The 25,713-nt window shown below is 67.4% G+C and carries 28 protein-coding genes; 12 read left to right on the top strand and 16 right to left on the bottom strand.

Going from position 1 to position 25,713, the window contains the following annotated elements:
• Window positions 1-231: 231 nt before the first annotated feature.
• From BLT60_RS22295 to BLT60_RS22285, 3 genes are all read left to right on the top strand, one after another.
• Window positions 232-768, top strand: coding sequence for a PadR family transcriptional regulator (locus BLT60_RS22295; RefSeq protein ID WP_090880568.1), 537 nt, complete (start codon window positions 232-234; stop codon window positions 766-768).
• 376 nt (window positions 769-1,144) lie between these two features.
• A complete protein-coding gene (locus BLT60_RS22290) occupies window positions 1,145-2,254 on the top strand; it encodes a linear amide C-N hydrolase (RefSeq protein WP_090880565.1) in 1,110 nt (369 codons plus the stop codon).
• Window positions 2,255-2,464: 210 nt separating this feature from the next.
• Window positions 2,465-2,929, top strand: coding sequence for a YybH family protein (locus BLT60_RS22285; RefSeq protein WP_090880563.1), 465 nt, complete (start codon window positions 2,465-2,467; stop codon window positions 2,927-2,929).
• Between the two features lie 84 nt (window positions 2,930-3,013).
• Here BLT60_RS22285 and ahcY read toward each other — a convergent pair whose 3' ends face one another.
• Window positions 3,014-4,414 carry an adenosylhomocysteinase gene (gene ahcY, locus BLT60_RS22280; protein ID WP_090880561.1) on the bottom strand — a complete coding sequence of 467 codons (1,401 nt, stop codon included), beginning with the start codon at window positions 4,412-4,414 and terminating at the stop codon, window positions 3,014-3,016.
• A 218-nt stretch (window positions 4,415-4,632) separates the two neighbouring features.
• Between ahcY and BLT60_RS22275 the strand changes: the two genes are divergently transcribed.
• Both BLT60_RS22275 and BLT60_RS22270 read left to right on the top strand, forming a co-directional pair.
• The gene (locus BLT60_RS22275) at window positions 4,633-4,986 is read left to right on the top strand and encodes a hypothetical protein (RefSeq protein WP_090880559.1); all 354 of its coding nucleotides are present in this window, start codon (window positions 4,633-4,635) and stop codon (window positions 4,984-4,986) included.
• 12 nt (window positions 4,987-4,998) lie between these two features.
• On the top strand, window positions 4,999-5,505 hold the full coding sequence (locus BLT60_RS22270; protein WP_090880557.1) for an endonuclease V: 507 nt from the start codon (window positions 4,999-5,001) through the stop codon (window positions 5,503-5,505).
• Window positions 5,506-5,526: 21 nt separating this feature from the next.
• On the opposite strand, the gene BLT60_RS22265 is transcribed toward BLT60_RS22270, so the two are convergent.
• The 5 genes from BLT60_RS22265 to BLT60_RS22245 form a co-directional block, all read right to left on the bottom strand.
• Entirely contained in the window at window positions 5,527-5,817 is a 291-nt protein-coding gene (locus BLT60_RS22265; RefSeq protein ID WP_090880554.1) for an HPr family phosphocarrier protein, read from the bottom strand.
• The gene (locus BLT60_RS22260) at window positions 5,817-6,218 is read right to left on the bottom strand and encodes a PTS sugar transporter subunit IIA (RefSeq protein WP_090880551.1); all 402 of its coding nucleotides are present in this window, start codon (window positions 6,216-6,218) and stop codon (window positions 5,817-5,819) included. Before BLT60_RS22260 ends, BLT60_RS22265 begins: the two co-directional genes overlap by 1 nt.
• Window positions 6,219-6,347: 129 nt before the next feature.
• The gene (locus BLT60_RS22255; RefSeq protein WP_090880548.1) at window positions 6,348-6,806 is read right to left on the bottom strand and encodes an HPr kinase/phosphorylase; all 459 of its coding nucleotides are present in this window, start codon (window positions 6,804-6,806) and stop codon (window positions 6,348-6,350) included.
• Window positions 6,803-8,578 carry a sensor histidine kinase gene (locus tag BLT60_RS22250; RefSeq protein ID WP_090880544.1) on the bottom strand — a complete coding sequence of 592 codons (1,776 nt, stop codon included), beginning with the start codon at window positions 8,576-8,578 and terminating at the stop codon, window positions 6,803-6,805. The genes BLT60_RS22255 and BLT60_RS22250 overlap by 4 nt, the downstream gene beginning before the upstream one ends.
• 31 nt (window positions 8,579-8,609) lie before the next feature.
• Window positions 8,610-9,311, bottom strand: coding sequence for a response regulator transcription factor (locus BLT60_RS22245; RefSeq protein ID WP_090880540.1), 702 nt, complete (start codon window positions 9,309-9,311; stop codon window positions 8,610-8,612).
• Between the two features lie 362 nt (window positions 9,312-9,673).
• Here BLT60_RS22245 and BLT60_RS22240 point away from each other — a divergent pair, with 362 nt between their 5' ends.
• Window positions 9,674-10,138 carry a baeRF12 domain-containing protein gene (locus BLT60_RS22240; protein WP_090880733.1) on the top strand — a complete coding sequence of 155 codons (465 nt, stop codon included), beginning with the start codon at window positions 9,674-9,676 and terminating at the stop codon, window positions 10,136-10,138.
• On the opposite strand, the gene BLT60_RS22235 is transcribed toward BLT60_RS22240, so the two are convergent.
• The 4 genes from BLT60_RS22235 to BLT60_RS22220 all read right to left on the bottom strand — a co-directional run bounded on the left by BLT60_RS22235 (window position 10,135) and on the right by BLT60_RS22220 (window position 14,341).
• Complete coding sequence (locus BLT60_RS22235) at window positions 10,135-11,973, bottom strand: heavy metal translocating P-type ATPase (RefSeq protein ID WP_244521390.1); 1,839 nt, start codon at window positions 11,971-11,973, stop codon at window positions 10,135-10,137. The two genes, BLT60_RS22240 and BLT60_RS22235, sit on opposite strands and share 4 nt — an antisense overlap.
• A gap of 62 nt (window positions 11,974-12,035) precedes the next feature.
• Window positions 12,036-12,554, bottom strand: coding sequence for a signal peptidase II (lspA, locus tag BLT60_RS22230; RefSeq protein WP_090880537.1), 519 nt, complete (start codon window positions 12,552-12,554; stop codon window positions 12,036-12,038).
• Window positions 12,547-13,392, bottom strand: coding sequence for a TrmH family RNA methyltransferase (locus tag BLT60_RS22225; RefSeq protein ID WP_090880535.1), 846 nt, complete (start codon window positions 13,390-13,392; stop codon window positions 12,547-12,549). Before BLT60_RS22225 ends, lspA begins: the two co-directional genes overlap by 8 nt.
• The gene (locus BLT60_RS22220) at window positions 13,385-14,341 is read right to left on the bottom strand and encodes a class I SAM-dependent methyltransferase (protein ID WP_425285043.1); all 957 of its coding nucleotides are present in this window, start codon (window positions 14,339-14,341) and stop codon (window positions 13,385-13,387) included. The genes BLT60_RS22225 and BLT60_RS22220 overlap by 8 nt, the downstream gene beginning before the upstream one ends.
• Window positions 14,342-14,570: 229 nt before the next feature.
• On the opposite strand from BLT60_RS22220, the gene BLT60_RS22215 reads away from it, so the two are divergent.
• Genes BLT60_RS22215 through bfr form a run of 5 tightly spaced genes read left to right on the top strand, consistent with a single transcriptional unit; the run spans window position 14,571 to window position 17,391 of the window.
• Window positions 14,571-15,236 carry an SRPBCC family protein gene (locus tag BLT60_RS22215; protein ID WP_090880532.1) on the top strand — a complete coding sequence of 222 codons (666 nt, stop codon included), beginning with the start codon at window positions 14,571-14,573 and terminating at the stop codon, window positions 15,234-15,236.
• Window positions 15,237-15,243: 7 nt separating this feature from the next.
• A complete protein-coding gene (locus tag BLT60_RS22210) occupies window positions 15,244-15,714 on the top strand; it encodes a (2Fe-2S)-binding protein (RefSeq protein WP_090880530.1) in 471 nt (156 codons plus the stop codon).
• A gap of 20 nt (window positions 15,715-15,734) precedes the next feature.
• A complete protein-coding gene (locus tag BLT60_RS22205; RefSeq protein WP_090880528.1) occupies window positions 15,735-16,535 on the top strand; it encodes an FAD binding domain-containing protein in 801 nt (266 codons plus the stop codon).
• Between the two features lie 51 nt (window positions 16,536-16,586).
• Window positions 16,587-16,874, top strand: coding sequence for a (2Fe-2S)-binding protein (locus tag BLT60_RS22200; RefSeq protein WP_090880526.1), 288 nt, complete (start codon window positions 16,587-16,589; stop codon window positions 16,872-16,874).
• Between the two features lie 31 nt (window positions 16,875-16,905).
• A complete protein-coding gene (gene bfr, locus BLT60_RS22195) occupies window positions 16,906-17,391 on the top strand; it encodes a bacterioferritin (protein ID WP_090880524.1) in 486 nt (161 codons plus the stop codon).
• Between the two features lie 664 nt (window positions 17,392-18,055).
• Here bfr and glk read toward each other — a convergent pair.
• The 6 genes from glk to BLT60_RS22165 all read right to left on the bottom strand — a co-directional run bounded on the left by glk (window position 18,056) and on the right by BLT60_RS22165 (window position 24,576).
• Window positions 18,056-19,075 carry a glucokinase gene (glk, locus tag BLT60_RS22190; protein ID WP_090880522.1) on the bottom strand — a complete coding sequence of 340 codons (1,020 nt, stop codon included), beginning with the start codon at window positions 19,073-19,075 and terminating at the stop codon, window positions 18,056-18,058.
• Entirely contained in the window at window positions 19,075-19,488 is a 414-nt protein-coding gene (locus BLT60_RS22185; RefSeq protein ID WP_090880520.1) for a methylglyoxal synthase, read from the bottom strand. Before BLT60_RS22185 ends, glk begins: the two co-directional genes overlap by 1 nt.
• Window positions 19,489-19,515: 27 nt before the next feature.
• On the bottom strand, window positions 19,516-20,784 hold the full coding sequence (locus BLT60_RS22180; protein WP_090880517.1) for an ABC transporter permease: 1,269 nt from the start codon (window positions 20,782-20,784) through the stop codon (window positions 19,516-19,518).
• A 23-nt stretch (window positions 20,785-20,807) separates the two neighbouring features.
• Window positions 20,808-21,938 (bottom strand): ABC transporter permease, encoded by a 1,131-nt coding sequence (locus BLT60_RS22175; RefSeq protein WP_210185663.1) that lies wholly within the window; start codon window positions 21,936-21,938, stop codon window positions 20,808-20,810.
• Window positions 21,935-23,440 (bottom strand): ABC transporter ATP-binding protein, encoded by a 1,506-nt coding sequence (locus tag BLT60_RS22170; RefSeq protein ID WP_090880514.1) that lies wholly within the window; start codon window positions 23,438-23,440, stop codon window positions 21,935-21,937. Before BLT60_RS22170 ends, BLT60_RS22175 begins: the two co-directional genes overlap by 4 nt.
• A 101-nt stretch (window positions 23,441-23,541) precedes the next feature.
• Window positions 23,542-24,576, bottom strand: a complete 1,035-nt coding sequence (locus BLT60_RS22165; protein ID WP_210185662.1) for a BMP family lipoprotein — start codon at window positions 24,574-24,576, stop codon at window positions 23,542-23,544.
• A 317-nt stretch (window positions 24,577-24,893) separates the two neighbouring features.
• Here BLT60_RS22165 and BLT60_RS22160 point away from each other — a divergent pair, with 317 nt between their 5' ends.
• The gene (locus tag BLT60_RS22160; protein ID WP_090880508.1) at window positions 24,894-25,709 is read left to right on the top strand and encodes a purine-nucleoside phosphorylase; all 816 of its coding nucleotides are present in this window, start codon (window positions 24,894-24,896) and stop codon (window positions 25,707-25,709) included.
• Window positions 25,710-25,713: the final 4 nt, after the last annotated feature.

The raw sequence follows: 25,713 nt of genomic DNA, 5'->3' as shown, positions 1-25,713 counted from the left end.
GGCAGGTTCGCGCCGAAACAGGCCGTCTGCCGGTCGGCGAGGCCGGCGGCGCCATGGCTCGAATGGCTGGCGCCCGAGCGATAGTGGGCGGCGGACTCCTGCCGCGGCGGTATCTTCGATGGCGCCGGCGCGAGACTCGATCAGGAACTTGCCGACTTGCCTGCCTAGTCTTGATGGACGTCTTGATTAATCAAATTTGATTAATCAAGACAAGATACTCATACTCAGCCGATGAGCACTATTCGCCTACTTGTTCTCGCTGCCCTGTGGAAGGGCGGGCCGATGCATGGGCATCAGGTCAAGCAGGCGGCGCGGGCCGATCGCACCGACCTTTGGACCGAGGTCAAGCCGGGTTCGCTGTACCACGCGCTGCACCGCATGGCCGCCGATGGCGCGATCCGGCCGGTGCGCAGCGAGACGGTCGGCAGCCGGCCGGAACGCACTGTCTACGAGATCACCGCCACCGGCCTGATGGAACTGGATACGGCGCGCGCGGCGGCCTTCGGCAAGACCGGCCTCCGGCCCGATCCCGTCGACCTCGCCCTGCAGACGGCCGCGGGCATTCCGGACACCGAGGTGGCTGCGGCGATGCGGCGGCGTCTCGACATCTACCGCGCCGAGGCGGAGGCCTGGCAGGAGGCCTGGGATGGGGCCAGGCCGACGCTGCGGGCCGGCGAGGCGCTGGCCTTCCGGCATACCCAGTTGCGGCTTGAGGCCGAGATCGCCTGGCATCGCGAGGTGCTGGAGCGGCTGGGGCCGGGTGCGTGACCGGGCGGTCGGCGCGGTAAGCCGGCGAGGGGGCCTCGACGGATGGTCGACTGGCACGGCCCTTCCTCCTTCACGGCTTCGCGTCGCAATACCTCAGGATGGCGGGGTGGACTGGAAGGCGGGGTCGCTACGGGCTGAAGGCCATGCCTGCCTGTCAGCGGGCCGAAGCCCGATCGACGGCATCAGGCAGCAGCGGCATCAGCGTCCGGTCCCGCGGACGGCAAGTGCCCCCGGCGCCACGGTGCGGTGGCCCTTCCGACCGTCGCCAGTGAGAAACCGGCGATCGCGAATCCGCTTCCAATCCGATCGTGATTTTTAAGGGTCGCGAAATGTGCGGCCGGCTATCACTCGCATCCAACAATCACACGAGGCTGAGATGGCTGGCAAACGGATGAAATCACTGACCCGCGTATTCCTGGGTACCGCGATGGCGGCGTCTCTCGTGCCGCTGCCGGTGCAGGCCTGCACAAGCTTCCTGATCCACGACACCAACGGTGCCCCCTATTATGGTCGGACGATGGAGTTCGGCTTCGACCTCGAATCCAGCGCGATCGTCATCCCGCGGCAGTACGGGCTGAGCGCCACGGGCCCGGATGGCAAGCTGGGCGGCGGGATGTCCTGGAAATCGAAATACGCGGCGGTCGGCCTCAGTGCGTTCGACATGCCGGTCGTGACCGACGGCATGAACGAGAAGGGCCTCACCGGCGGCATCCTCTACTTCCCGGACTACGTCGGCTATGCGGATCCGAAGACGGCGAACCCGCACGGCGCGATGGCGCCCTGGGACTTCCTCACCTGGGCGCTGACGAAATTCGAGACCGTCGCCGAGGTGAAGGCCAACCTTGACGGTATCTCGATCGTCGGGGTCGAGCTGTCGCAGATGGGCGCCGTCCCACCGTTCCACTACACGCTCCACGACGCGACCGGCGCTTCGCTGGTCATCGAGCCGGTCGGCGGCAAGCTGACCGTCTATGACAACCCGCTCGGGGTGATGACCAATTCACCGGAGCTCAGCTGGCACCTCACCAACCTCAAGAACTACGTCAAGCTGTCCTCCGAGAACGCCCCGCCGCTCAAGGTCGATGGCGAGACCATCACCTCTTTCGGGCAGGGCTCCGGCCTGCTCGGCATCCCGGGCGACCCGACGCCGCCGTCGCGTTTCATTCGCGCCCTCGGCTATACCCTCTCCATCGAGCCGGTGGCGCCTGGCGCGGAAAGCGTCCGATTGGCCGAGCATGTCGTCAACAACTTCGACATCCCGGTCGGCTGGATCCGCCCGGGCGAGGCCGAGGGCAAGTCGCCGCTGGAGTATACCCAGTGGTCGACGGTCGCCGACATCACGAACACTCACTACTACGTCAAGTCCTACGACGATCAGGTGCTGCGCGGCATCGACCTCAAGGACTTCGACCTTGACGCCAAGGACATCGTCACGGCGCCGCTTAAGCCGAACATGGAGCCGCCGGCGCTCTCCTTCACGAAGTAGGGGCTCGCGCAGGTCGGATGGATACGGCGCGATGGCGCCGTGTCCCGAAGGTCAACCGGGTGGCGCGTCAGTCCGGACACCGGCGCGCCACGACAACGGAGCCCGCATCGGGAGGCGTGGGTTTCAATCGTCAGGGTGTGGTCGTTTCTGCTGACAGAACTCGGCATCCGCCGCCGCTAGGGTCGCCGCCCAACAACGGAGGCACGACCCATGCGCATGTCAGTCCCCGCCATCGCGGCGGCCCTGTTGCTCTCGACCGCCGCCGGCCCGGCGCCGGCTGAAGCGGCGGGCGTCGCGGACGATGTCCAGGCAACCATCGACGCCATGACGGGGGCCTTCGCCCGCGGCGATGTCAGGGGCATCCTCGCGACCTACGAGCCGGGTGCCGTCGTGGTCGGCGAACCGGGCGCGCCGGTCGCCGGGACGGCGGCCCTGACGGCGATGTTCCAGCAATTCGTGGCGCTCGAGCCGCAATTCACCTTCATGGACCATGAGGTGATCGAGGCCGGCGATATCGCGCTTCACCTGAGCACCTGGAAGATGGAGGGACGCACCCCGGACGGCTCGCCGGTCGAGCAGAGCGGTCTCTCGGTGGCCGTCCTTCGCCGGCAGCCCGACGGCCGGTGGCTGATGGTGATCGACGATCCGTACGGGGATCACATCCTCGGCCGGTGACCAAATACAGGCGGGGGCCGGGGCGGCGTCGGGCCAGATGGCCCCGGTCCGCTCCGGCCCGCCCGTCTGGACGGGTCCCGCCGCTCAGTAGCGGTAATGGTCGGGCTTGTACGGGCCTTCCTTCGGCACCGAGATGTATTTGGACTGCTTGTCGGAGAGTTCGGTCAGCTTGACGCCGATCTTGTCGAGGTGCAGCCGGGCGACCTTCTCGTCGAGGAACTTGGGAAGGATGTAGACCTCCTTCTTGTACTCCTCCGGCTTGGTGTAGAGCTCGATCTGGGCCAGCGTCTGGTTGGTGAAGCTCGCCGACATGACAAAGCTCGGATGGCCGGTGGCGTTGCCGAGATTGACGAGCCGTCCCTCCGACAGGAGGATGATGCGCTTCCCGTCGGGGAACTCGACCTCGTCGACCTGCGGCTTGACGTTGTGCCACTTGAGGTTCTTGAGCGCCGCGATCTGGATCTCGGAATCGAAGTGGCCGATGTTGCAGACGATGGCGCGGTGCTTCATCTGGCGCATGTGGTCGATGGTGATGACGTCGACATTGCCGGTAGCGGTGACGAAGATGTCGGCCTGCGGCGCGGCGTCTTCCATGGTCGTGACCTCGAAGCCTTCCATCGCCGCCTGCAGCGCGCAGATCGGATCGGCCTCGGAGACCAGAACGCGGCAACCGGCGCTCTTCAGGCTGGCGGCCGAGCCCTTGCCGGTGTCGCCATAGCCGCAGACCATCGCGGTCTTGCCGGACATCATCACGTCGGTGCCGCGGCGGATGCCGTCGACCAGCGACTCGCGGCAGCCATAGAGGTTGTCGAATTTCGACTTGGTGACCGAGTCGTTGACGTTGATCGCCGGGAAGAGCAGGCGGCCTTCCTTGGCCATCTGGTAGAGCCGGTGGACGCCGGTGGTGGTCTCCTCGGTGACGCCTTTGATGTTGGCGGCGAACTTGGTGTACCAGCCGGGCTTCTCGGCGAGCTGCTTCTTGATGGTGGCGAAGAGGACTTCCTCTTCCTCGTTGGTCGGGTGGGCGATGACCGAGGGGTTGGTCTCCGCCTGCATGCCGAGATGGAGGAGCAGGGTGGCGTCGCCGCCGTCGTCGAGGATCATGTTGGCGGTGCCGCCGTCATGCCATTCGAAGATGCGGTGGCAATAGTCCCAGTAGTCCTCGAGGGTCTCGCCCTTGTAGGCGAAGACCGGCGTGTTGGCGGCGGCGATCGCGGCGGCGGCGTGGTCCTGGGTCGAATAGATGTTGCACGAGGCCCAGCGGACCTCGGCGCCGAGCGCCTGCAGCGTCTCGATCAGCACCGCGGTCTGGATGGTCATGTGCAGCGAGCCGGCGATGCGGGCGCCGCGCAGCGGCTGCTCGGGTCCGTACTCCTCGCGGGTCGCCATCAGGCCGGGCATTTCGGTCTCGGCCATCGAGATTTCCTTGCGGCCCCAATCGGCGAGGCTGATGTCCTTGACCACGTAATCGTTGAATTCCGGCATACCGGGCTCCTCAGTCGGGAGGTGAAAAGGGGGTATTTGAGCCGGGTTATAGCGCCGCCTCCGGCATCCGGCAATAAGGATATAAACATTTCTTTATGCGATTGGACCGGGGCTGGTGTCTGCCCCTTCAAACCCGGGGAAGACTTCTCAAGCATGTCCCGACCCGGCTAGTCTCCCGTATCGGCCTGAGTGTTCAGGCTCCTGGCGCGGCCTGACCCATGAACCTGTTCCGCAAGCTGATCATCGGCCGGCCAAGAGGCTTCGATCGGGCGGTCACTCCGACATTCGGTGAAACCCTGGTCTGGTACGGTTCGATCACCACGGCCGACAGGTTGTTCACCGGCGAGCGAATCCCCACGGGGCAACTGGCCTTTCACGTGTTCTTTTTCGACTTCGACGACATTCGCTACGAGTTCAAGGTCATAGATGAGGAGCAGGTGCTGGACTACGCACAAGACCGCGCCTACCGCGCCTGGTTCGATACGAAGACGCGGAAGCGGTGCTGGTTCGACGGCGAGGAGCGCAAGGTCCTGGTCAGTGATCCGGAGGATGACGACGACGATGAGGATTGAGCAAATGCCGCGATGAACCTCGCGGTCGACGTCCACTATCAGGGGGACGACCGGGCGGTGGCCGCCGGCATCCTGTTCGCCGACTGGGCGTCGGACGTGATCGCCCGGCGGGAGACCGTCACGCTGTCCGATATCGCCCCGTATGAGCCCGGCGCCTTCTTCAAGCGGGAACTTCCCTGCATCCTGGCGCTGCTCGAGGCGTTCGGCGAAACACCGCGAATCATCGTCATCGACGGCTATGTGACGCTGGGAGCCGACCGGCGGGACGGGCTTGGCGCGCATCTCCACCGGGCGCTTGGGCAAGCAGTGCCGGTGATCGGCGTCGCCAAGACCGCCTTTGCCGGGACGCCGGCCGGAACCGAGGTGCTGAGGGGCGGAAGTCGTCGGCCGCTCTACGTCACCAGCATCGGCATCGACCACGGCGAGGCGAAGCGCCTGATCCGCACCATGCACGGCGCGCACAGGCTGCCGACGGTGCTGAACGCGGTCGATCGGGCCTGCCGGGGCGCCGTCGCCTGACGGTGTCGCGCCGGACTGGCGTCAGGACTCCTCGCCGAAGCGATCGGCGACGAGGGCGGCCAGCGCGTCGAGCGCCTGCCGGGCCTCGGCGCCTTCGGCGGTGACATGGATCGAGGAACCGGGGGCGGCGGCCAGCATCATCAGTCCCATGATCGACGTACCGCCGACCGTGTTGCCGTCCTTGGTGACGGTGATGTCGGCATCGAATTCCTCGGCGCAGCGCACGAAGCGGGCCGCGGCCCGCGCATGCAGGCCACGCTTGTTGGATATGGCGAGTTCGCGCTTCAGCAGGCCTTCGGTTTCGCTGGGCATTACTTCCCGTTCAGAACCTGGCTGGCGACGTTGATGTATTTGCGGCCGGCATCCTGCGCGTCGGCGATCGCCTCGGCCAGCGGCTTCTCGGAGCGGACGCTGGCGAGTTTGATCAGCATCGGCAGGTTGGCCCCGGCGATCACCTCGACGGTGCCGGCCTCCATCACCGAGATCGCAAGGTTCGACGGGGTGCCGCCGAACATGTCGGTGAGCAGGATGACGCCCGAGCCGTCATTGACCCGGCCGACGGCATTGAGGATGTCCTGCCGCCGTTTTTCGACATCGTCGTCCGGGCCGATCGACACCGTTTCGATCTGGGTCTGGGCCCCGACGACATGCTCGAGAGCAGAACGGAATTCGACGGCGAGCTTGCCGTGCGTCACGAGGACAAGTCCGATCATCAGTATGTGGCTTCCTCGCCTAGTGTTCCGCGACGGGCACCCTGCGCCCGGCGGTTCCTCGGGTCGGCGCCCGGCGGCGCTATCTTGACCGAACGATTCCGCAACGCAAGAGGGGATGCGCCCGCGGGCTCATTCGCCTGTTTCCGGCCATTTCATGCCCCAGGCAAGCGCGGCCTGCACCCGATCGGCGCCGTCGCCGATGCCGATCGGCAGTTTCAGGCGCGGCAGGATGACGCCGTCGATCGATGTCGTCCTGTCCTGCTTCTCCGGCAGGCGCGGGCATTTCGCGGCCGGCAGCAGGTCGACGACCAGCCGGATCGCCGCTGGCGAAACATACGCGATCTCAACGATGCCCTGGCCGCGAATCTCCAGCTTTCCGGCGATTTCCGGCGGTGCGCTGGCGACAAGGCGGCCGTCCTCGGCGGTGAGGATCACCCGGTCGTCCGAAATGAGCCGGGCGGTGTCCGGATGGCGGATGAGCAGGTGCAGGAGCAGCGAGGACTTGCCGCTGCCCGAGGCGCCGCGGATCAGCACCCCGTCCGCGCCAAGGCGGATCGCGCCGGCATGGATGGTCGGCGGCGTGCTCACCGTCGGGGCAGGGTGACCGTGAACCGCGCGCCGAGAATTTCGGGCGGTTCACCCGGTGTCGCGCTCGGCCGGGTGCGATTCTCGGCCATGATCCGGCCCTTGTGGGCATCGACGATCTGCTTCGAGATCGACAGGCCGAGGCCGGAATTCTGGCCGAAGGATTCGCCGTCGGGGCGGTCGGTGTAGAAGCGTTCGAAGATCCGCTCGAACTGGTCGGAGCGGATGCCCGGTCCGTCGTCGTCGACGATGACCTTGAGGTTGCGGGCCTTCGCCGTCAGCGTCACGTTGACCGTGCCGTCCTTGCGGCAGAAGGACCGCGCATTGTCGATCAGGTTGTTGAAGACCTGGCCGAGGCGGATGTCGTGGCCGGTGACGAAAAAGGCCTCCGGCTCTGCTTCCTCGATGTGGAAGGCGATGGCGGGGCCCTCCTCCGGCGTCGTGTCGCGGCACATCTGGACAACGGTTTCCAGCACCTTCCGCACGTCGACCGGCCCGGCATCCTGGCGGGCGAGTTCGGCATCCAGGCGTGAGGCGTTGGAGATGTCGCTGATCAGCCGATCGAGGCGGCGCACGTCGTGCTGGATGATGGTGGCGAGCCGCGTCTTGGCTTCCTCGGTCTTGGCCAGCGGCAGGGTTTCCACCGCGCTGCGCAGCGACGTCAGCGGGTTCTTCAACTCGTGGGCGACGTCGGCGGCGAAGCTCTCGATCGCCTCGATGCGGTTATAGAGCGACGAGGTCATCTCGCGGATTGCCAGGCTGAGATGGCCGATCTCGTCGCCGCGATGGCTGTAGTCGGGGATCTCGGGCCGGCTCTGCACGCCGCCGCGCACCCGGTCGGCGGCGTCGGCGAGACGGCGAAGCGGCGCCGCGATGGTGCCCGCCATCAGGATGGAAAGGAGCACCGTGACGGTGGCGACGACGACCAGCACACGGACGATGGCAAGCCGCTCGGCATAGACGATGGCGTCGATGTCGCCGCCTTCGGTCGACAGCAGCAACGCCCCATAAACGGTGCGATACCGCTGGATCGGCACAGCGACCGACACCACCAGTTCGCCGTGATCGGTGACCCGCACCACGCTTTGCGACGAGGCGTCGAGGGCGCGGATGACTTCCGGATAGCCCTTGCCGTTGGCGCCGCCGAGCTCCTGGTAGACCGGCAGGTCGGAGCGCTGCATCCAGCGATTGATGGTGTGCCAGACATTTTCCAGCATCGACCGCTCCGCCTCCTCGGGCGGCGGCAGGTCGTAGCGGAGAATCTGGCCGCGGGCGTAGAGATGCCGCGAATCGGCGACCAGCGTCCCGTCGCGATCGTAGATGCGGGCGCGGGTCCGCGTCGGCGAGACCAGCCGGCGCAGGATCGGCGCGACCCGCTCCGGGTTGATGGCGAATTCGAAGGCGTCGAAGACTTCGTCGACCGGCGACAGGCTCTGCCCGGCCTCGAGGTCGAGCAGCATCTTCGGATCGATGTCGATGGAGTCGGTGTCCATCGTCGCCGAGGTGGCGATCGCCCCGGCGATGATCTCGCCCTGGGTCTGCAAGCTGCGCACCCTCGCCTCGGTCAGCCCCGCCCGGAACTGGTTGAGGTAGAGGATGCCGGCGACGAGCAGGATCAGCGCCACCAGGTTGAGGACGATGATCCGCCGCGTCAGGCTCGAAAAGACGTGCAGGCCGATGAAGCGGCTGAAGCCGGAAAGGATACGCCTTGTCCGGCTTTCAGGCCGCCCCTCGGGAGCCTCGGTCACTGGCTGGTTCTCGGCTGTTGCCGTCATTCATCTCCAGCGTCGGACCGTGCGATCGCGGTCAGACCTCCTTGAAACGATACCCGACCCCATACAGCGTTTCGATCATGTCGAATTCAGGATCGACCAGCTTGAACTTCTTCCGCAGCCGCTTGATATGGCTGTCGATCGTCCGGTCGTCGACATAGACCTGATCGTCATAGGCCGCGTCCATCAGCGCGTTGCGGCTCTTGACCACGCCGGGCCGGTGGGCCAGCGCGTAGAGGATCAGGAACTCGGTCACGGTCAGCGTCACCGGCTGTCCGTTCCACGTGCAGGTATGGCGTTCCTGGTCCATCGACAAGGCGCCGCGGTCGAGGACCTGGGCGGCCTCGGTCTGCTTGGGCGCGCTGGCGTCGCGGGGCTGGAAGCGCCGCAGCACCGCCTTGACCCGCTCGACCAGCAGGCGCTGCGAGAAGGGTTTCTTGATGAAGTCGTCGGCACCCATCTTGAGGCCGAACAGCTCGTCGATCTCGTCGTCCTTGGACGTCAGGAAGATCACCGGCAGGTCGGTCTTCTGGCGCAGCCGGCGCAGGAGTTCCATGCCGTCCATCCGCGGCATCTTGATATCGAGGATCGCGAGATCCGGGATCGCGTTCTGCAATCCGTCGAGCGCCGAGGCGCCGTCGGTATAGGTCTGGACGCGATAGCCTTCGGACTCGAGGGCGATGGAAACCGATGCAAGAATATTCCGATCGTCATCTACAAGGGCGATCGTCGGCATGGCGTTCTCCGTTTCAATGGGCGGGAGCAGCCGCTGTGGGGCGGGCCGCGGAGCCATGCCCTGCAGATTGTGCTAAAATGTGGCAACGAATTTAGCGGATTTGCCGGGCGGGCGCCAACGGCGTCAAAGGGTTAACGTTATCGGCCCTCGCGATTGGCCGCCGCGCATCGCGATCAGGGCCGAAATGCAAGCGATGCGGTCCGCTTTCGGGCCGTCCTGCGACCGTGACGTGATCCGGATCAAACCGAAGCCGCCGGCTCGCCGTAATCTCGACCGCGATGGCCGAGGCGTCGCTTCATCGCGATTTCGGAAACCGAATCGCTGCGTCGGCGTTGCCCCTGACGCGGCAAGGAGAGAGCGGAATGGACAAGCTGAAACTGAAGACCGGGACATGGGTGGTCGTCTGCGACGGACGCAAGGCGTTGTTCTTCGACAATATCGGCGACGCTGAATACCCCGACCTCCGCATCAAGGATTCCGAGACCCGCCACGCGCCGAAGACCAGCGAGATGGGCACCGACAAACCCGGCAGCGTTCACCAGAGCGTCGGCCAGTCCCGGAGCTCGGTCGAGCAGACCGACTGGCACGACCGCGAGGAAGAAGCCTTCCTCAAGGACCTCGCCGCCCGCCTCGACAAGGCGGTGCAGTCCGGCGATGCGACCGGCCTGGTCATCGTCGCCGCGCCGCGGGCGCTGGGCATGATCCGCAAGGCCTATTCGGACGCGGTCAAGGCGGCGCTCGTCGCCGAGGTCGACAAGGACTACACCAACGTGCCGCCGGACGAGATCGAGGAGCGGCTGGTCGGCAAGCCGGGCAAGTCTGGCTAGCCGCGCAGCGCCCGCAGCGCGTTGAGGATGACGGCAACGTCGATCGCTTCCTGGAGCAGCGCGCCGGTGACCGGCGGCAGGTAGCCGAAGGCTGCGAAGACCATCGCGATCATCGACAGGCCGATGCCGGCGACGACGCTTTGCAGCGCGATCCGCCGCGAGCGCTGGGCGATTGCCATCGCTTCGGCGAGGCGGTCGATGCGGTCGACCAGCAGGATGGCGTCGGCGGCCTGGGCCGAGGCGACCGCGCCATGGGCGCCCATCGCCACGCCGATATCGGCCGCCGCCAGCGCCGGCGCATCGTTGACGCCGTCGCCGACCATCATCACCGGGCCGTTGTCGCGTTCGGCCACCACCGCCATCACCTTGGCCTGCGGCGTCATCTCGCCGAGCACCGTGTCGATGTCGAGCTGGCTCGCCACCGCCGCCGTGACGTCGGCGCGATCGCCGGAGGCCAGCACGAAGCGGCGGACGCCAAGGCGGCGGAAGGCGGCAAGGGCGGCCGGCACCTCCGGGCGGATCTCGTCGGAGAGGACGATCAGCCCGGCCATCACGCCATCGACGGCCACCGCCACGCCGACCGCGCCCTCGCGGCGGGCGGAGGCGCCGAAGTCATGGCCGTCGCGGGAGCGATCCTGGACATAGGAGAAGCCGCCGACGGTGATCTCGCGGCCGTCGACCCAGCCCTGCAGGCCGCTGCCCTGGGCTTCGCGGACATCGCTCGGCGGGCTGAGCGGCAGGTGGCGCGCATGGGCCGCGGCGACCAGCGCCTGGGCGATGACGTGGCTCGAGGCCTGGTCGAGCGACGCCGCCAGCCGCAGCAGGTCCTCCTCCTCGTAACCCGGCGCGGCATGGATGGCGGCAAGCGAGGCGTGGCCATGGGTCAGCGTCCCCGTCTTGTCGACGACGATGGTCCTGACCTCGGCCAGCACCTCCATCGCGCCGCCCCCCTTGACCAGCACGCCGCGGCTCGCCGCCCGCGACACCCCGGCGATGATCGCCACCGGCAGGGCCAGGATCAGCGGGCAGGGCGTCGCCACCACCATCACCGCCAGCCAGCGCAGCGGGTCGCTGCTGGCGATCCAGGCGCCGCCGGCGACCGCGACCGTGACGGCGAGGAAGACGATCGCGAAACGGTCGGCGAGGCGGACGATCGGTGCCTTATCCTGCCCCGCCGCCTCGACCAGCCGGACGATGCCTGCATAGGTGCTTTCGGCAGCCGGCCGGGTCGCGACCAGGTCGAAGGCCATGCCGGCATTGGTCGAACCGCTCATCGCCGCCTCGCCGGTGACCAGCGTCACCGGCATCGCCTCGCCGGTCAGCGCCGACTGGTCGAGCACCGCCTTGTCGCCGGCAATCGTCCCGTCGGCCGGCACCACCTCGCCGCCGCGCACCAGCACGCGGTCGCCGATGCAGATGTCGTCGATCGGAACCTCGGCGAGGTCGCCGCCTTTCGCGTAGCGCATGGCGGTCTTCGGCGCCCGCTCGAGCAGCGCCGTCATCTCGCGGCGGGCGCGGCCGGCGGCGTAGGATTCGAGGAACTGGCCGCCGGCATACATCAGCGCCACGACGCAGCCGGCCAGCGTTTCGCCGAGGATGAGGGCGCTGACCATGGCGAGCAGCGCCACCACGTCGAGCCCGACCTCGGCGCGGCGCAGGCTGACGACGATCTCGACGGCAAGTGCCGCGGCCACCGGCAGGGTCGCGGCGCCCCAGATGATCGCCGCGGGCGCGCTGTCGCCGCTCAGCCAGGCGATGCCGCCAACGGCGAGCCCGGCCGCCGGAAGGACGACCAGCGCCTGCCGTATCAGGTGTTCCGTATCGCTTCGTGCCACGCCGCTCTCCGTTGTCTGCCGGAGGTCATGACGCGGCGGCGACCGCGCCGCGTTGATCAATGTCAGGCGTCGCCGGTGTCGCTCTTTTCCCGCCCGCCGCGCGGTCCGGGCCACAGATAGACGACGAGAAGCAGCGCCGGACCAACGGTCAGCGCCGCGTCGGCGAGGTTGAACACGAACAGCGTCCAGTCGCCGAAATGGAGAAGGAGAAAGTCGATGACATGGCCGTGGACGATCCGGTCGATCAGGTTGCCGACCGCGCCGCCGATGATCAGGCCGTATCCGACGGTCGCCCATTTGCCGCCGTCCATCGCCTGCGACCAGAACACCGTCACCACCACCGTGATCGCCAGCGTCAGCCCGACCAGTGCCCAGACGCCGTAATCGGCGAGGAAGCTGAAGGCGATGCCGGGGTTGTGGACCCGGTGCAGGGATAAAAAGGGCAGGAGGTCGATGGTCACGCCGAAGGGGAGGTCCGCCTCGGCGATGAACTTGGTCGCCTGGTCGACGATCAGCGTCGCGGCAATCACCGAGAGGCCGAGCCGGGACAGCGGTCCGTCTGGCCGGCGCGGATCAGGCATCGATCGACAGCGCCCCGCGCCGGATCTCGAACAGCATCACCCCGGTGGCGACGGCCAGGTTGAGCGAATCGGCCTTGCCCGCCATCGGGATCTTGACCAGCCGGCCGCAGGCTTCGGCGAGCGCCGGGGTCAGCCCCGCCTGCTCGGCGCCCATTACCAGGAGCACCGGTCCCTTGTAGTCGACGGTGCGATAGTCGACCGCGCCGGCGAGATGGGTGCCGACGCTGGTGCCGGGCCAGGCGGCGATCAACTTCGCGAAGGCCTCCGATGTCATCCGCGCCAGCGCGACGTTGAAGATCGAGCCCATTGTCGCCCGCACCGCTTCCATCGAGAAGGGATCGACGGTGTCGCCGACCAGGATGACGCCTTCGGCGCCGACCGAATCGACCGTGCGCAGGATGGTGCCGAGATTGCCGGGATCGCGGACCTGCTCGAGCGCCACCCAGACAGAGGCCGGGCCGGGCCTGATCGCCGACGCGTCGGTCAGTTGCTGGTCGAAGACGCCAAGCACGGTCTGCGGGTTCTCGCGGCGGGTCATCTTGCCGAGCACCGCCTCGCTGACGACGACGACGTCGCCGCCGCGGGTCCGGGTGGTGGCGGCGAGCTGGGCGACCAGCGGGTCGTCGGTGACCCGCGTCGCGTGGACGAGGCGGCGGATGGTCCAGCCGGCCTTGACCGCCTCGGCGACCAGCTTCAGCCCCTCGGCGATGAACTGGCCGCTGGCCTTGCGGTTCTTGCCGAGCGACAGGCCGCGGATTTCCTTGACCACCGGATTGGCCAGGCTGGTGATGTGGAGCACCTTGCCGGGCGCCCGCGGGGTCGGGCGGTTATCAGCCATCGGCGGACCATCGCGAAAAGAGCGAGGTCGACAGCGCCCGGCCGCCGCCTTCCTCGCGGATGACCAGTTCGCCGGATTCGACCACGCCATCGCGCCCGGCCAGCGCCTCCGCCGTCAATTCGTGCATCGACAGGAAGGAGGAGCGGATCGAATAGGCGGTGAGGATCAGGAAGGAGGGATTGTCGGTCAGGAGCCCGGCGCAGGCGCGCAACATGTCTGGCAGGGCGGCGAAGATGTCCCACACCTCGCCCTTGGGGCCGCGGCCGAATTTCGGCGGGTCGAGGATGATCCCGTCATAGCGATTGCCGCGCCGCTCCTCGCGGGCGACGAACTTGACCGCGTCCTCGCAGATCCAGCGGATCGGCAGGTCGGGAAGGCCCGCCTCGACCTGGTTTTCCCGGGCCCAGCCGATCGCCTTCTTCGAGGCGTCGATATGGACGACCTCGGCGCCGGCCCTGGCGGCGACCAGCGAGGCAAGCCCGGTATAGCCGAAAAGATTGAGGACCTTCGTCGGGCGGTTGGCGGCGGCGATCCGCTCCGCCAGCCACTGCCAGTGGGTCGCCTGCTCGGGAAAGACGCCGACATGGCGGAAGGCGGTGAAGCGGCCGAGGAAGCCGATATCGTCGTAGCGCATCGGCCATGTGTCGCCGACCGGCGTCTTCATCCGCCAGCGGCCGTCGGTTTCCTCGTCGCCGATGCCGACGAAGGTGGCGTCGGCGGCATCCCAGACCGAGGCGTCCATGCGCGGCGTCCACAGCGCCTGTTCCTCCGGCCGCACGACCCGATACCGGCCGTATCGCTCGAGTTTCCGCCCGTGGCCGGAGTCGAGCAGGGCATAATCCGCCCAGCCCTCGGTTTCCAGCATCACCGGCGCCTGCATGCGCGGCCGGCGGGCCGGTCGCGTCGCGGCGGAGGCAAGGTCGTTGCGCTGGGTGGTGCTGGCGGTCATGGGTCTTTTCTGGGAATGGGCCGGGGGCGGTTCGGCACCTTGTACCTGCCGCGCCGTCGCAAATCCAACACTTGCCGAGGGCGACCGGGCCATGCAACATAATCATTGGAATCGATCCAGGCCGGCTGGACCTTCGGACCGGACTCGCGTCGGCCAATCCCTTCTCGGCCATTTTGCTGCGAAAAGAACAGAAACGGGACGGGATAGCCGTCTCTCGGGGCTGCCAACTATGGAAATGAAGGGCGAATACAAGATCCCGGCGAGCCGGGAAAAGGTGTGGGACGCATTGAACGATGCGGATGTGCTGCGGGAGTGCATTCCCGGCGCCAAGTCGCTCGAGAAGATCTCCGACACCGAGATGAAGGCGACCGTCGAGGCCAAGGTCGGGCCGGTCAAGGCCGCCTTTACCGGCCAGGTGACGCTGAGCAACATCAATCCGCCCAACGGCTACACCATCACCGGCGAGAGCAAGGGCGGCGTCGCCGGCTTCGCCAAGGGTGGCGCCGATGTCAGCCTTGTCGAGGACGGACCGGATGCGACGGTCCTGACCTATGTCGCCAAGGCCCAGGTTGGCGGCAAGCTCGCCCAGATCGGCGGCCGGCTGGTCGACGCCACGGCCAAGCAGATGGCCGATCAGTTCTTCACCGCCTTCGCCGAGAAACTCGGTGGCGGCTCGGCACCCGCCGCGGAGCCGGCGCCTGCGACCGCGCCTGCCACCGGGGACATCGGCCAGGAGGCGGTCGCCGCCGACGTCGAGAAGGATCCCGAAGTCACCGCCGAGGCAATCGAGGAGCGCCTCGAGGTCGCGGCCGGTCGCGGCGTCCTGGGCGGTCCCTATGTCTGGGGGCTGCTCGCGCTGCTGGCTGTCATCGTCTTGATTTACATTTTCCGCTGAGGAGCTCATGTCGACAATTGCGTTGAAAGTAAATGGCAAGGATGTCTCGACCGAGGTCGAGGACCGTGCCCTGCTGGTTGAACTCATCCGCGAGGAACTGAAGCTGACCGGCACCCATGTCGGCTGCGACACCTCGCAATGCGGCGCCTGCGTCGTTCATGTCGACGGTGTCGCGATGAAGTCCTGCACGATGTTCGCGGTCCAGGCCAACGGCGCCGATGTCCGCACCATCGAGGGTGTTGCCGAGGGCGATGCGTTGCATCCGATGCAGGCGGCCTTCGCCGAGCATCACGGCCTGCAATGCGGCTTCTGCACGCCGGGCATGGTCATGACCGCGATCGACATGGTCCGCCGCCTCGGCAACGACCTCGACGAGGCGACCATCCGTCACGAGCTGGAAGGCAATATCTGCCGCTGCACCGGCTATCAGAACATCGTCAAGGCCATCAAGGCCGGCGCTTCGGCGATGGCAAGCTAGGACGAGGACGAGCGCAAGCCATGTACGAAACAAGCTATCACCGCCCGTCGAGCCTCGCCGATGCGGCAAGCCTGCTCGCCAACGCCTCGGACGGCCGGCTCATCGCCGGCGGCCAGACGCTGATCCCGACCATGAAGCAGCGGCTCGCCGCGCCGTCCGACCTGGTCGACGTCGCCGGCATCGCCGAAATGAAGAGCATCGCGGTCGAGGGCGACACCGTCTCGATCGGCGCGGCCTGCACCCATTCCGACGTCGCGACCTCGGACGCCGTGCGCGGCGCGATTCCCGGCCTTGCCGAACTCGCCGGGATGATCGGCGATCCCGCTGTCCGCCATCGCGGCACGCTTGGCGGTTCGCTCGCCAACAACGACCCGGCCGCCGATTATCCGGCCGTGGTGCTGGCCCTTGGCGCCACCATCCACACTGACAGGCGCCAGATCGCCGCCGCTGACTTCTTCGACGGCATGTTCTCGACGTCGCTGGAGGATGGCGAGATCGTCACCCGCGTCGTCTTCCCGATCCCGGAAAAGAGCGCCTATGCCAAGTTCCGCAACCCGGCCTCGGGCTATGCCATGGCCGGCGTCTTCGTCGCCCGGATGAAGGACGGCGCGGTCCGCGTCGGCGTAACCGGCGCCAGCGGCAACGGCGTCTTCCGGTCTGCCGAGATCGAAAAGGCGCTGCTCGACTCATGGAGCCCGGCGGCGATCGAGCCGCTGACCATCAGCGCCGAGGACATGCTGTCCGATATCCACGGATCGGCCGCCTACCGCGCCAATCTCGTCAAGGTGATGGCCAAGCGGGCAGTCGCAGCGATCGCGTGAGTGCTGCGGCGGACGTTGCGCGATGCCCGGGCAAGTGCCAAATGATGGGCGATGATCGTCTGCTCGTGCAATGTCCTGACAGGAGATCGCATCCTCGCGGCCGCCGAAACGCTGGCCCGCGAGGATCCGGGCCGTCCCGTCACCCCGGGGCGGCTTTTTCGGGCGCTGGGCGCGCGGCCGCAATGCGGCACGTGTTTTCCCACCGTCCGCCGCATTGTCGCCGACGCCGGCATCGCCTTCACCTGCCCCGAGCCGCTGGCTTCGGTCGCCGATGAAGACGAGGTCCTGACGGTCGACGAACTGGATATCCTCATTGACGCTGCGACCGATGCGTCCTAGTTTTGAATAAATCTAATCTACGGAGAGTTCCATGAAGGGCGACGCCAAGGTCATCGATTTCCTCAATCAGTCGCTGCGTCACGAGCTCACGGCCGTGAACCAGTACTGGCTTCATTTCCGCCTGCTGGAGGACTGGGGCTACGCCAAGCTTGCCAAGAAGGAGCGGGCCGAGTCGATCGAGGAGATGCAGCACGCCGACAAGCTGGTCGAGCGCATCATCTTCCTCGAGGGGCTGCCCAACCTGCAGCAGCTCAACCCCCTCAAGATCGGCCAGAATATCCGCGAGGTCCTCGAGGCGGATCTCGAAGGCGAGTATGACGCCCGCAACCTCTACAACGAGGCGCGCGAAGTCTGCCGGCTGGCCAATGACTACGTGTCGATGAAGCTGTTCGAGGAGTTGCTCGCCGACGAGGAGGGCCACATCGACTTCCTCGAAACCCAGATCGCCCTGCTCGGCGATATCGGCGCGGAAAGCTACGGCCAGCTTCAGGCCGACTCCGCCGACCTGGCGGACTAGGACTCGGGGGCCGGGGCCGCGTTAGGGGCGGGCGACCGGCCGGGACTGGCTGCGGTTGGGACTGGCACCCGCCAATCCACCCTCCACGCTGTCATGGCCGGGCTTGACCCGGCCATCCGTGCCGTTCCCTGATCGTAGCGTCTCCGGTACGACCCAGCCCGCGCCCGGCCATGCGCCGCCTTGGCGGCAGAATTTCTCGACGACCGTCATGGCATGGATCGCCGGGTCAAGCCCGGCGATGACGGTGGTGTGTGTGGGAGGTTAGGTGCTCCTGACCTGAGGCGCGATCGCGACGGCAGGGGAGGCCCACTAGTGCGCCACCCGTCGTCAAGCATCTGCCATTTCCGCCCACGCCGTCATGGCCGGGTCAAGCCCGGCGATGACGGTGGTGTGTGTGGGAGGTTAGGTGCTTCTGACCTGAGGCGCGCTCGCGACGGAAGGGTGGCCCATCCAGTGCGCCACCCGTCGTCAAGCAGCTTCCGTTCCCACCCCACGCCGTCATGGCCGGGCTTGACCCGGCCATCCATGCCATTCCCTCATCGTAGCGTCTCCGGTACGACATGGCCCGCCATGTGACTCCCGGGCGGCAGCGTGTCTCGACGACCGTCATGGCATGGATGGCCGGGTCAAGCCCGGCGAAGACGGTGGTGTGGGAAAACGGAACCTACGCCTGCCACCAGCGGCCGTTCAGTTCGACGCCGAAGCGGGAGGGGGCGCGGGCGAAATCGCCGATGCCGGCAAGTGCTGCGTCTTCCTTGATGATGATCGCCGTCGCCATCCGTTCCATCAGGTGGCGGTGCGGTTCCTTGGCGAGGAAAGCCTCGCGGAAGGCGCCGGATTTCAGCGCCGGGGCGATCCGGGTCGAGATGCCGCCGGCGAGATAGACGCCGCCCCAGGCCGAAAAGATCAGGGCGAGGTCGCCGGCGTAACGGCCGAGATAGGTGGCGAAGAGGTCAAGCGTCTCGACCGCCTGGGGATCGTCGCCGGCAAGGCCGCGGGCGGCGACATCGGCTTCGTTGGCGAGCGTCGCCTCGACGCCGTTCGTCGCGCAGATCCCCCGGTAGAGTCGCAGCATGCCCGAACCGCAGACCAGCGTCTCGACGCTCATTCGGCCGAAGGTCTGTTCGAGATTTGGCCAGATTTCGAAATCGCGCGGACTGACCGGGCCGAGATCGACATGGCCGCCCTCGCCGGGGATCGGCACCCAGCGGCCGCCGGCATGGATCAGCGCGCCGGTGCCGAGACCGGTGCCCGGCCCGACGACGACCCGGGCGCCTTCGGGCCTGGCTTCGCCGCCACCGATCGCGTCGACGTCGCCCGGCCCGAGGCCGGGCAGCGACAGCGACAGCGCCTCGAAATCGTTGAGCAGGATGACGTCCGTCATGCCGAAGCGGGCGATCATTTTCTTCGGCTCGGCCGCCCAGTCATTGTTGGTGATCTTCACCCGGTCGCCGGTGATCGGCCCGGCCAGCGCCAGGATCGCGGTCTTCGGTCGTTCGCCCGGAGGCCGGTCGCCGATCGCCGCCTCGATCGCATCGTCGATCGTCGCGAAATCGGTGGTGGCGATCGTGGGGATGCGTTCCGTCTTCGCCGTCTCGTTGGCGGTCAGTGCGAAGCGGGCATTGGTGCCACCGATGTCGCCGCTGAGGACGGGAAAGCGAATGCGGTCGAGCGGGGCTGTCATCAAAGGTCCTCTGCGGGGTGGGTGGCGTTGGCGAATTCGCCGGGATGGCGGATCAGGATCTCGGCCGTGGCGGCGTTGAGGGCCATCGGAATATCATAGACCACCGCCAGCCGGGTCAGGGCCTTGACGTCGACATCGTGCGGCATCGGCGTCAGCGGGTCGATGAAGAAGATCAGCGCCGCGATCCGCCCCTCGGCGATCAGCGCGCCGATCTGCTGGTCCCCGCCGAGCGGTCCGCTCTTCAGGGCGGTGACGTTGAGCGCGGGCAGCGCTTCGCTGATCCGCGCGCCGGTGGTGCCGGTGGCGAAGAGGTCGAAGCGGGCCAGCCGCTCGGCGTGGGACCGCGCGAAGGTGACGAGGTCGTCCTTCTCGTTGTCATGGGCGATCATCGCCAGCGCCGGGCGTCCTGCCATTCCTGTCGTCCCCCGGCGCTTCGGCGCCTATTCCTTGATGTAGGGCTGGCCGTCGGCGGCCGGCGGCCGCGCCCTGCCGATCAGCCCGGCGACCAGCACGATGGTGGCGATATACGGCGCCATCGCCAGGAATTCGGAGGGAATCGGCGTCTGCAGGATAGCCAGTTTCTGCTGCAGCGAGTCGGCGAATCCGAAGACCAGCGCCGCCATCAGCGCCCCGACCGGATGCCACCGCCCGAAGATCATCGCCGCCAGCCCGATGAAGCCGCGGCCACCGGTCATCCCCTCGTCGAAGCGGCCGACCGAGCCAAGCGTGAACCAGGCGCCGCCGAAGCCGGCGACCATGCCGGCCAGCGTCACGTTGATGTAGCGGGTGCGGTAGACGTTGATGCCCAGCGTGTCGGCGGCTTCGGGATGCTCGCCGACCGCCCGGGCCCGCAGTCCGGTGCGGGTATGGAAGAGGTAATAGGTCGCCACCAGCACCATGATCAGCGCGCCGTAGACGAAGAGGTTCTGGCGGAAGAGAACCGGCCCGACCACCGGCAGGTCGCTGAGGAAGGGAATCTCGATCGGCCGGAAGACCGGCGCGTTGTTGAGCCAGGTATATTCCGTGAGCACCTGACTGGAGACGTAGGAGGTCAGGCCGAGGACGAAGAGGTTGATGGCGACGCCGGCGATGATCTGGTCGACCCGGTGGGTGACGACGAGGGCGGCGAGGATGAAGCCGAACAGCCCGCCGATCGCCACGGCGCCGACGATGCCGATGACGCCGCCCATCACCGAGCCGATCAGCGCCCCGGCAAAGGCGCCGGCGAGCAGCATCCCCTCGATGGCGATATTGACCACCGCGACGCGCTCCGAGAGCACACCGGCGAGCCCGCCGAGTGCGATCGGCACCGCCCGCACCAGCGTCGATTCCAGCATGCCGGTCAGCGAGAAGGACTTGCCGGCGGTCGCCCAGGCGAGGAAGGCGGTGACCACCAGCAACAGCCCGATGCCGAGGAAGACGTTGGTCGATCGCCCGCCGCCGCGCAGGAATTGGCGGATGCCGAAAAAGGCGAGGAGGGCGGCGACGATATAGGCGTAGGGTGCCGCGGGCAGGACGAGGTTGGGAATCTTGACGGCGTCGCGCGGCAGCGTCAGCCGGAAGACCGCATCGCCTTCGGAGGTCGCGCCGAAGGCCAGCGCGACGAAGGCCGCGAGGCAGAGCAGGATGACGCCGTTGATCTTCTTCTGCCGCCGCCGGGCCAACTCGATATCGGCCTTGGCCAGCGGCGCCGTGTCGGTCATCGCCATGCGGTCCACCCTCGCACCATGGCCTATCGCCCCACCTGTTTCGTGAACACCCAGGGGATCGTCGCACGCACCAGCGTCGGCGCCGCCATGAAGACGATGACCAGCGCCTGGATGATCGAGATCAGGTCGATCGAGACCCCGGCCGCCACCTGCATCTCGCGCCCGCCGGCCTGCAGCGCACCGAACAACAGCCCGGCCAGCAGCACGCCGACCGGATGCGACCGGCCGAGCAGGGCAACCGCGATGGCGTCGAAGCCGGCGCCGCCGGAAAAGCCCGGCGAGGCGCGGCCGAGCACGCCAAGCACCTGGTTGGCCCCGGCAAGCCCGGCCAGCGCGCCGGCCGTCGCCATCACCAGCACGATGATCAGCCCGGAGCGCATGCCGGCATAGCGCGCCGCGTCCGGGTTGGCGCCGGCGGCGCGGAACTCGAAGCCCTTGGTGGTGCGGAAGAGCAGCCAGTAGACGATGGCGACTGCCGCCACCACCAGCAGGATGCCGGCATGGACGCGCAGGTTGGGGTCGATCCAGGTCAGCAGGCGCGGCAGCTCGGCGCTCGGCAGCACCGACTGCGAGATCGGGTCGGCGCGGCCGGGCTTCTGGATGGGCGGATTGCGCAACAGGTAGTCGACCAGACGAAGCGCGATCAGGTTGAGCATGATGGTGGTGATGACCTCATGCGCGCCGGTCGCCGCCTTGAGCCAGCCGGCGATCGCCGCCCATGCCGCCCCGGCCAGCGCCCCGGCGAGCAGCGCCAGCGGCAGGTGGATCCAGGCCGGCGTGTCGGTCAGCGCGAAGCCGACGGCGACCGCCGCGATGCCGCCGAGGATGAGCTGGCCCTCGGCGCCGATGTTGAACAGCCCGGCCCGGAAGCCGAGCGCGATGCCGAGCCCGGCCAGGGTCAGCGGCGCCGCCGCGGTGAGCGTTTCCGAGATCGCGTTGACCGAACCGACGGAGCCGGTGAACAGCGCCAGGTAGGACTGGCCGATCGATCCGAAGCCGACCCCGGTGGCGAGCATGACGATCGCGCCGATGGCGAGCGCCAGCACCACCGAGAGCACCGGCACCAGGATCATCTCCTCGCCGTTGAAACGGTCGGCGACCGCCCGCTTGAGCAGGTCGCTGGAAATGGCGTCGAGTTTGCCGGGTTCGCTCATGCCGCGGCTCCGGCCATCGCCAGCCCGAGCTGGGCGACGGTCGCGCTGGCGGAATCGAACTCGGCCACCACGCGCCCGCGGAACATCACCAGGATGCGGTCCGACAGGCCGCGAATCTCGTCGAGCTCGGTCGAGACGACGATGACGCCGACGCCGGCGTCGCGGGCGGCGACGATTCGCTCATGGATGTATTCGATCGAGCCGACATCGACGCCGCGGGTCGGCTGCGAGGCAATCAGGAGCTTGATCTCGCGCGACAATTCGCGGGCGACCACCAGTTTCTGCTGGTTGCCGCCGGACAGGTGCCCGGCGAGGTCGAAGACCGAGGATGTGCGGACATCGAACTCGGTGACGATCCGCGCCGTCTCCTCATGGACCTTCTGCCAGTGCATGTTGAGCCCGGTCGAGAAGCGGTCGTCGTAATAGCTGTCGAGCACCATGTTCTCGGCGATGGTGAAATCCTCGATCAGCCCGTCGCGCTGGCGGTCTTCCGGCACATGGGCGATGCCGCGGGCATGGAGGTCGCGGGTCGAGGCGCGGGTCACGTCCTCGCCGAGAAAGGTGATGGCGCCGCCGACGGTCGGCCGCAGCCCGGTCAGCGCCTCGACGAGCTCGGTCTGGCCGTTGCCCTGGACGCCGGCGATGCCGACGATCTCGCCGGCCCGCACGTTGAGGCTGACGTTATCGACGGCGACCTCGTGGCGGTCGTTCAGCACCTTGAGGTCGCTGATCTCAAGCAACGCCGGTCCTGGCGCCTTCGGCGCCTTGTCGACGGTGAAGCTGACCGGCCGGCCGACCATCATTTCCGCAAGGTCGGCCTCCGTCGCCGTCTTGGGATCGCCCTCGCCGACGATCTTGCCGCCGCGCAGCACGCTGATCCGGTCGGCGACCTCGAGGATCTCGAACAGCTTGTGGGTGATGAAGACCAGCGCCTTGCCGGCGTCGCGCAGCGAGCGGACGATGCCGAAGAAATCCTCGACCTCCTGTGGCGTCAGCACCGCGGTCGGTTCGTCGAAGATCAGCACGTCGGCCGAGCGGAACAGGACCTTGATGATCTCGACCCGCTGCTGGATGCCGACCGGCACCTCCTCGATGATCGCGTCGGGATCGACGACCAGGCCGTGCTGGGCGCCGATCTCCCGCACCTGCCGACGGGCCGTCTTGAGGTCGAGGTGGTCTAGCCGCCCGGTCGGCTCCACGCCGAGCACGACATTCTCGGCGACGGTGAAGACCGGAACCAGCATGAAATGCTGGTGGACCATGCCGATGCCGGCGCGGATCGCGTCGCCGGCGCCCTCGAAACGGACCGGCTTGCCGTCGATGAGGATTTCGCCTTCGTCGGGGCGATAGAGGCCGCTGAGGACGTTCATCAGCGTCGACTTGCCGGCGCCGTTCTCGCCGAGCAGGCCGAAAATCTCGCCGGACCTGATGGTCAGGTTGACGTCCGAATTGGCGACGACCGGGCCGAAACGCTTGGTAATACCGCGGAGTTCGATATCCAAGATTCGCTGTTCCTCGCGGCGGCCGTTGTGGCCCGCCGCGACCCCTCAGGGAACGCGGCGGGCAGGTTCGGTCGGACCGCCGGTGATGGCGGCCGTGGCGATCAGCCCTTGACCGAGATCTCGCCGGCCATGATCCCGGCGCCGATCTCGTCGATTTCCTTCTTCAGTTCGTCCGGAATCGTCGCCTCGAAATCGTGGTAGGGGGCAAGGCCGACGCCGTTATTCTCAAGCGTGCCGACGATGACGCCGCCCTCGAAGGTGCCGTCCTGCGCCTGCTTGATCGCCTCGACCACGGTCGCGTCCATGCGCTTGAGGACCGAGGTCAGGTAGACGTGCTTCTTCTCCGGGTCGGTCAGGTACTGGTCGGCATCGACGCCGATGATCGCCAGGTTCTCGGTACCGATTTCATCGGCCAGCGCTGCCGAGCCGAGGCCGACCGGGCCAGCGACCGGCATGACGATGTCGGCGCCCTCGTCATTGAGGTTCTTGGCGAAGGCGCGACCGTCGTCGAGCGAGTCGAAGTTGTTGGTGAACAGGCCTTCGCCGCTGTCGGGATCCCAGCCGAGGACGACGACTTCGGCGCCCTTCTTCTCGTTGTAGTAGTCGACGCCGCGGTAGAAGCCGTCCATGAAGATGGTCACCGGCGGGATGTTGATGCCGCCGAAGGTGCCGACGACGCCGGTCTTCGACATGCCCGCCGCGAGGTAGCCGGCGAGGAAGGCCGCTTCGTCGGTGGCGTAGACCTGGCCGAGGACGTTCGGGATCGTCGGATCATAGGCGAAGTCGACGATCGAGAACTTGACGTCGGGGTTGGCCTCGGCCGCCTCCTTGGTCGCCTCGCCGAGCAGGAAGCCGACGGTGACGATGATGTCGCAATTCTGCGAGATGAAGGAGTTGATGTTCGGCTCGTAGTCGGTTTCGGCCTTGGATTCCAGCAACTTGCCTTCGATGCCGAGGTCCTTCTCGGCGTCCTGGACGCCCTTCCAGGCGGTTTCATTGAAGCCCTTGTCATCGACGCCGCCGGTGTCGGTCACCTGGCAGGCGGAGAAGGCGCTGGCCGCCGTCGCCGAGAGCCCGGCGACCAGGGCGGTGGTCGCGACCGCGGCGAGGGTCGTCCTGATGAGTGTCTTATTCAACGCTGCCTCCAAACTGTTTGCCGTGTTGATCGTTGGTCCTGCTTGCCCGACTTTGGCGGACATGAAGCATCAGCTTGGCATTTTCGCCCGTCATGGTCGAGGCAATTTGCGGACTCTGGCGCTGCCCGTCGAGATGACGCGGCGGGCCAAAGCGGCTAAAGATCGGTGATCGCGTCCGGTGGCTTCCGCCCTCGCACGCCCCGCTTGGAGAAAGGACCGGCGAGAACCATGCACCGAGGGTATTTCGAGGTGGCGCGGTCGGTCAGCGACAAGGCTTATGCGCCCTGTTCGGGCTTCGCGACGCTGTGCAGGGGACCATGACCGACGACCGCGTCCAGGCCGCCGCGGCGATGGTCCGCGAAGCCAACGACCTGCCCTATTCGGTCGGGCTGATCCTCGGTTCCGGGCTGGGGGCGATCGCCGACGCCGTCACCGACGCCGTGCGCATCCCCTATGCCGACCTCCCTGGCTTCCCGATCTCGCGCGTCTCGTCGCATAGCGGCGAACTGGTCGCCGGGCGGCTCGAGGGCGTGCCGGTCATCGTGCTGTCCGGTCGCGTGCATTTCTACGAGACCGGCCATCCGGCATCGATGCGCATACCGATCGCGACGCTGGCGGCGCTCGGCTGCGACACGCTGCTGATAACCAACGCCGCCGGCTCGCTGCGCACCGAGGTCGGGCCGGGCGAACTGATGCTGATCTCCGACCACATCGCCTTCAGTGGCATCAACCCGCTGATCGGCGAAACCTCCGAGGATCGCTTCGTCGGCATGACCGGCGCCTATGACGCCAGCCTGCGTGCCGCGCTCCACGCCGCGGCCGAGCGCGAGGGCGTCGCCCTGGCCACCGGCGTCTACATGTGGTTCTCCGGCCCCTCCTTCGAGACGCCGGCGGAGATCCGCTTCGCCCGCACGATCGGCGCCGATGCGGTCGGCATGTCGACCGTGCCGGAGGTCATCCTCGGCCGCTTCTTCCGCCTGCGCGTCGCCGCCGTCTCGACGATCACCAACTTTGCCGCCGGCATGACCGGCGCCGAGTTGTCGCACGAGGAGACCAAGCGGCTCGGCCCGGTCGGCGCGGCCAAGCTGCAGCGCATCCTGCGCCGCTTCTTTCATGACCGCGGATGGAGGTGAGGCA

Origin of the sequence: Bauldia litoralis, from assembly GCF_900104485.1 — a bacterium.
GTDB classification, from domain to species: Bacteria; Pseudomonadota; Alphaproteobacteria; order Rhizobiales; family Kaistiaceae; genus Bauldia; species Bauldia litoralis.
The sequence above is the reverse complement of the archived record's forward strand: the minus strand, read 5'-3'. Positions and strand labels throughout refer to the sequence as shown.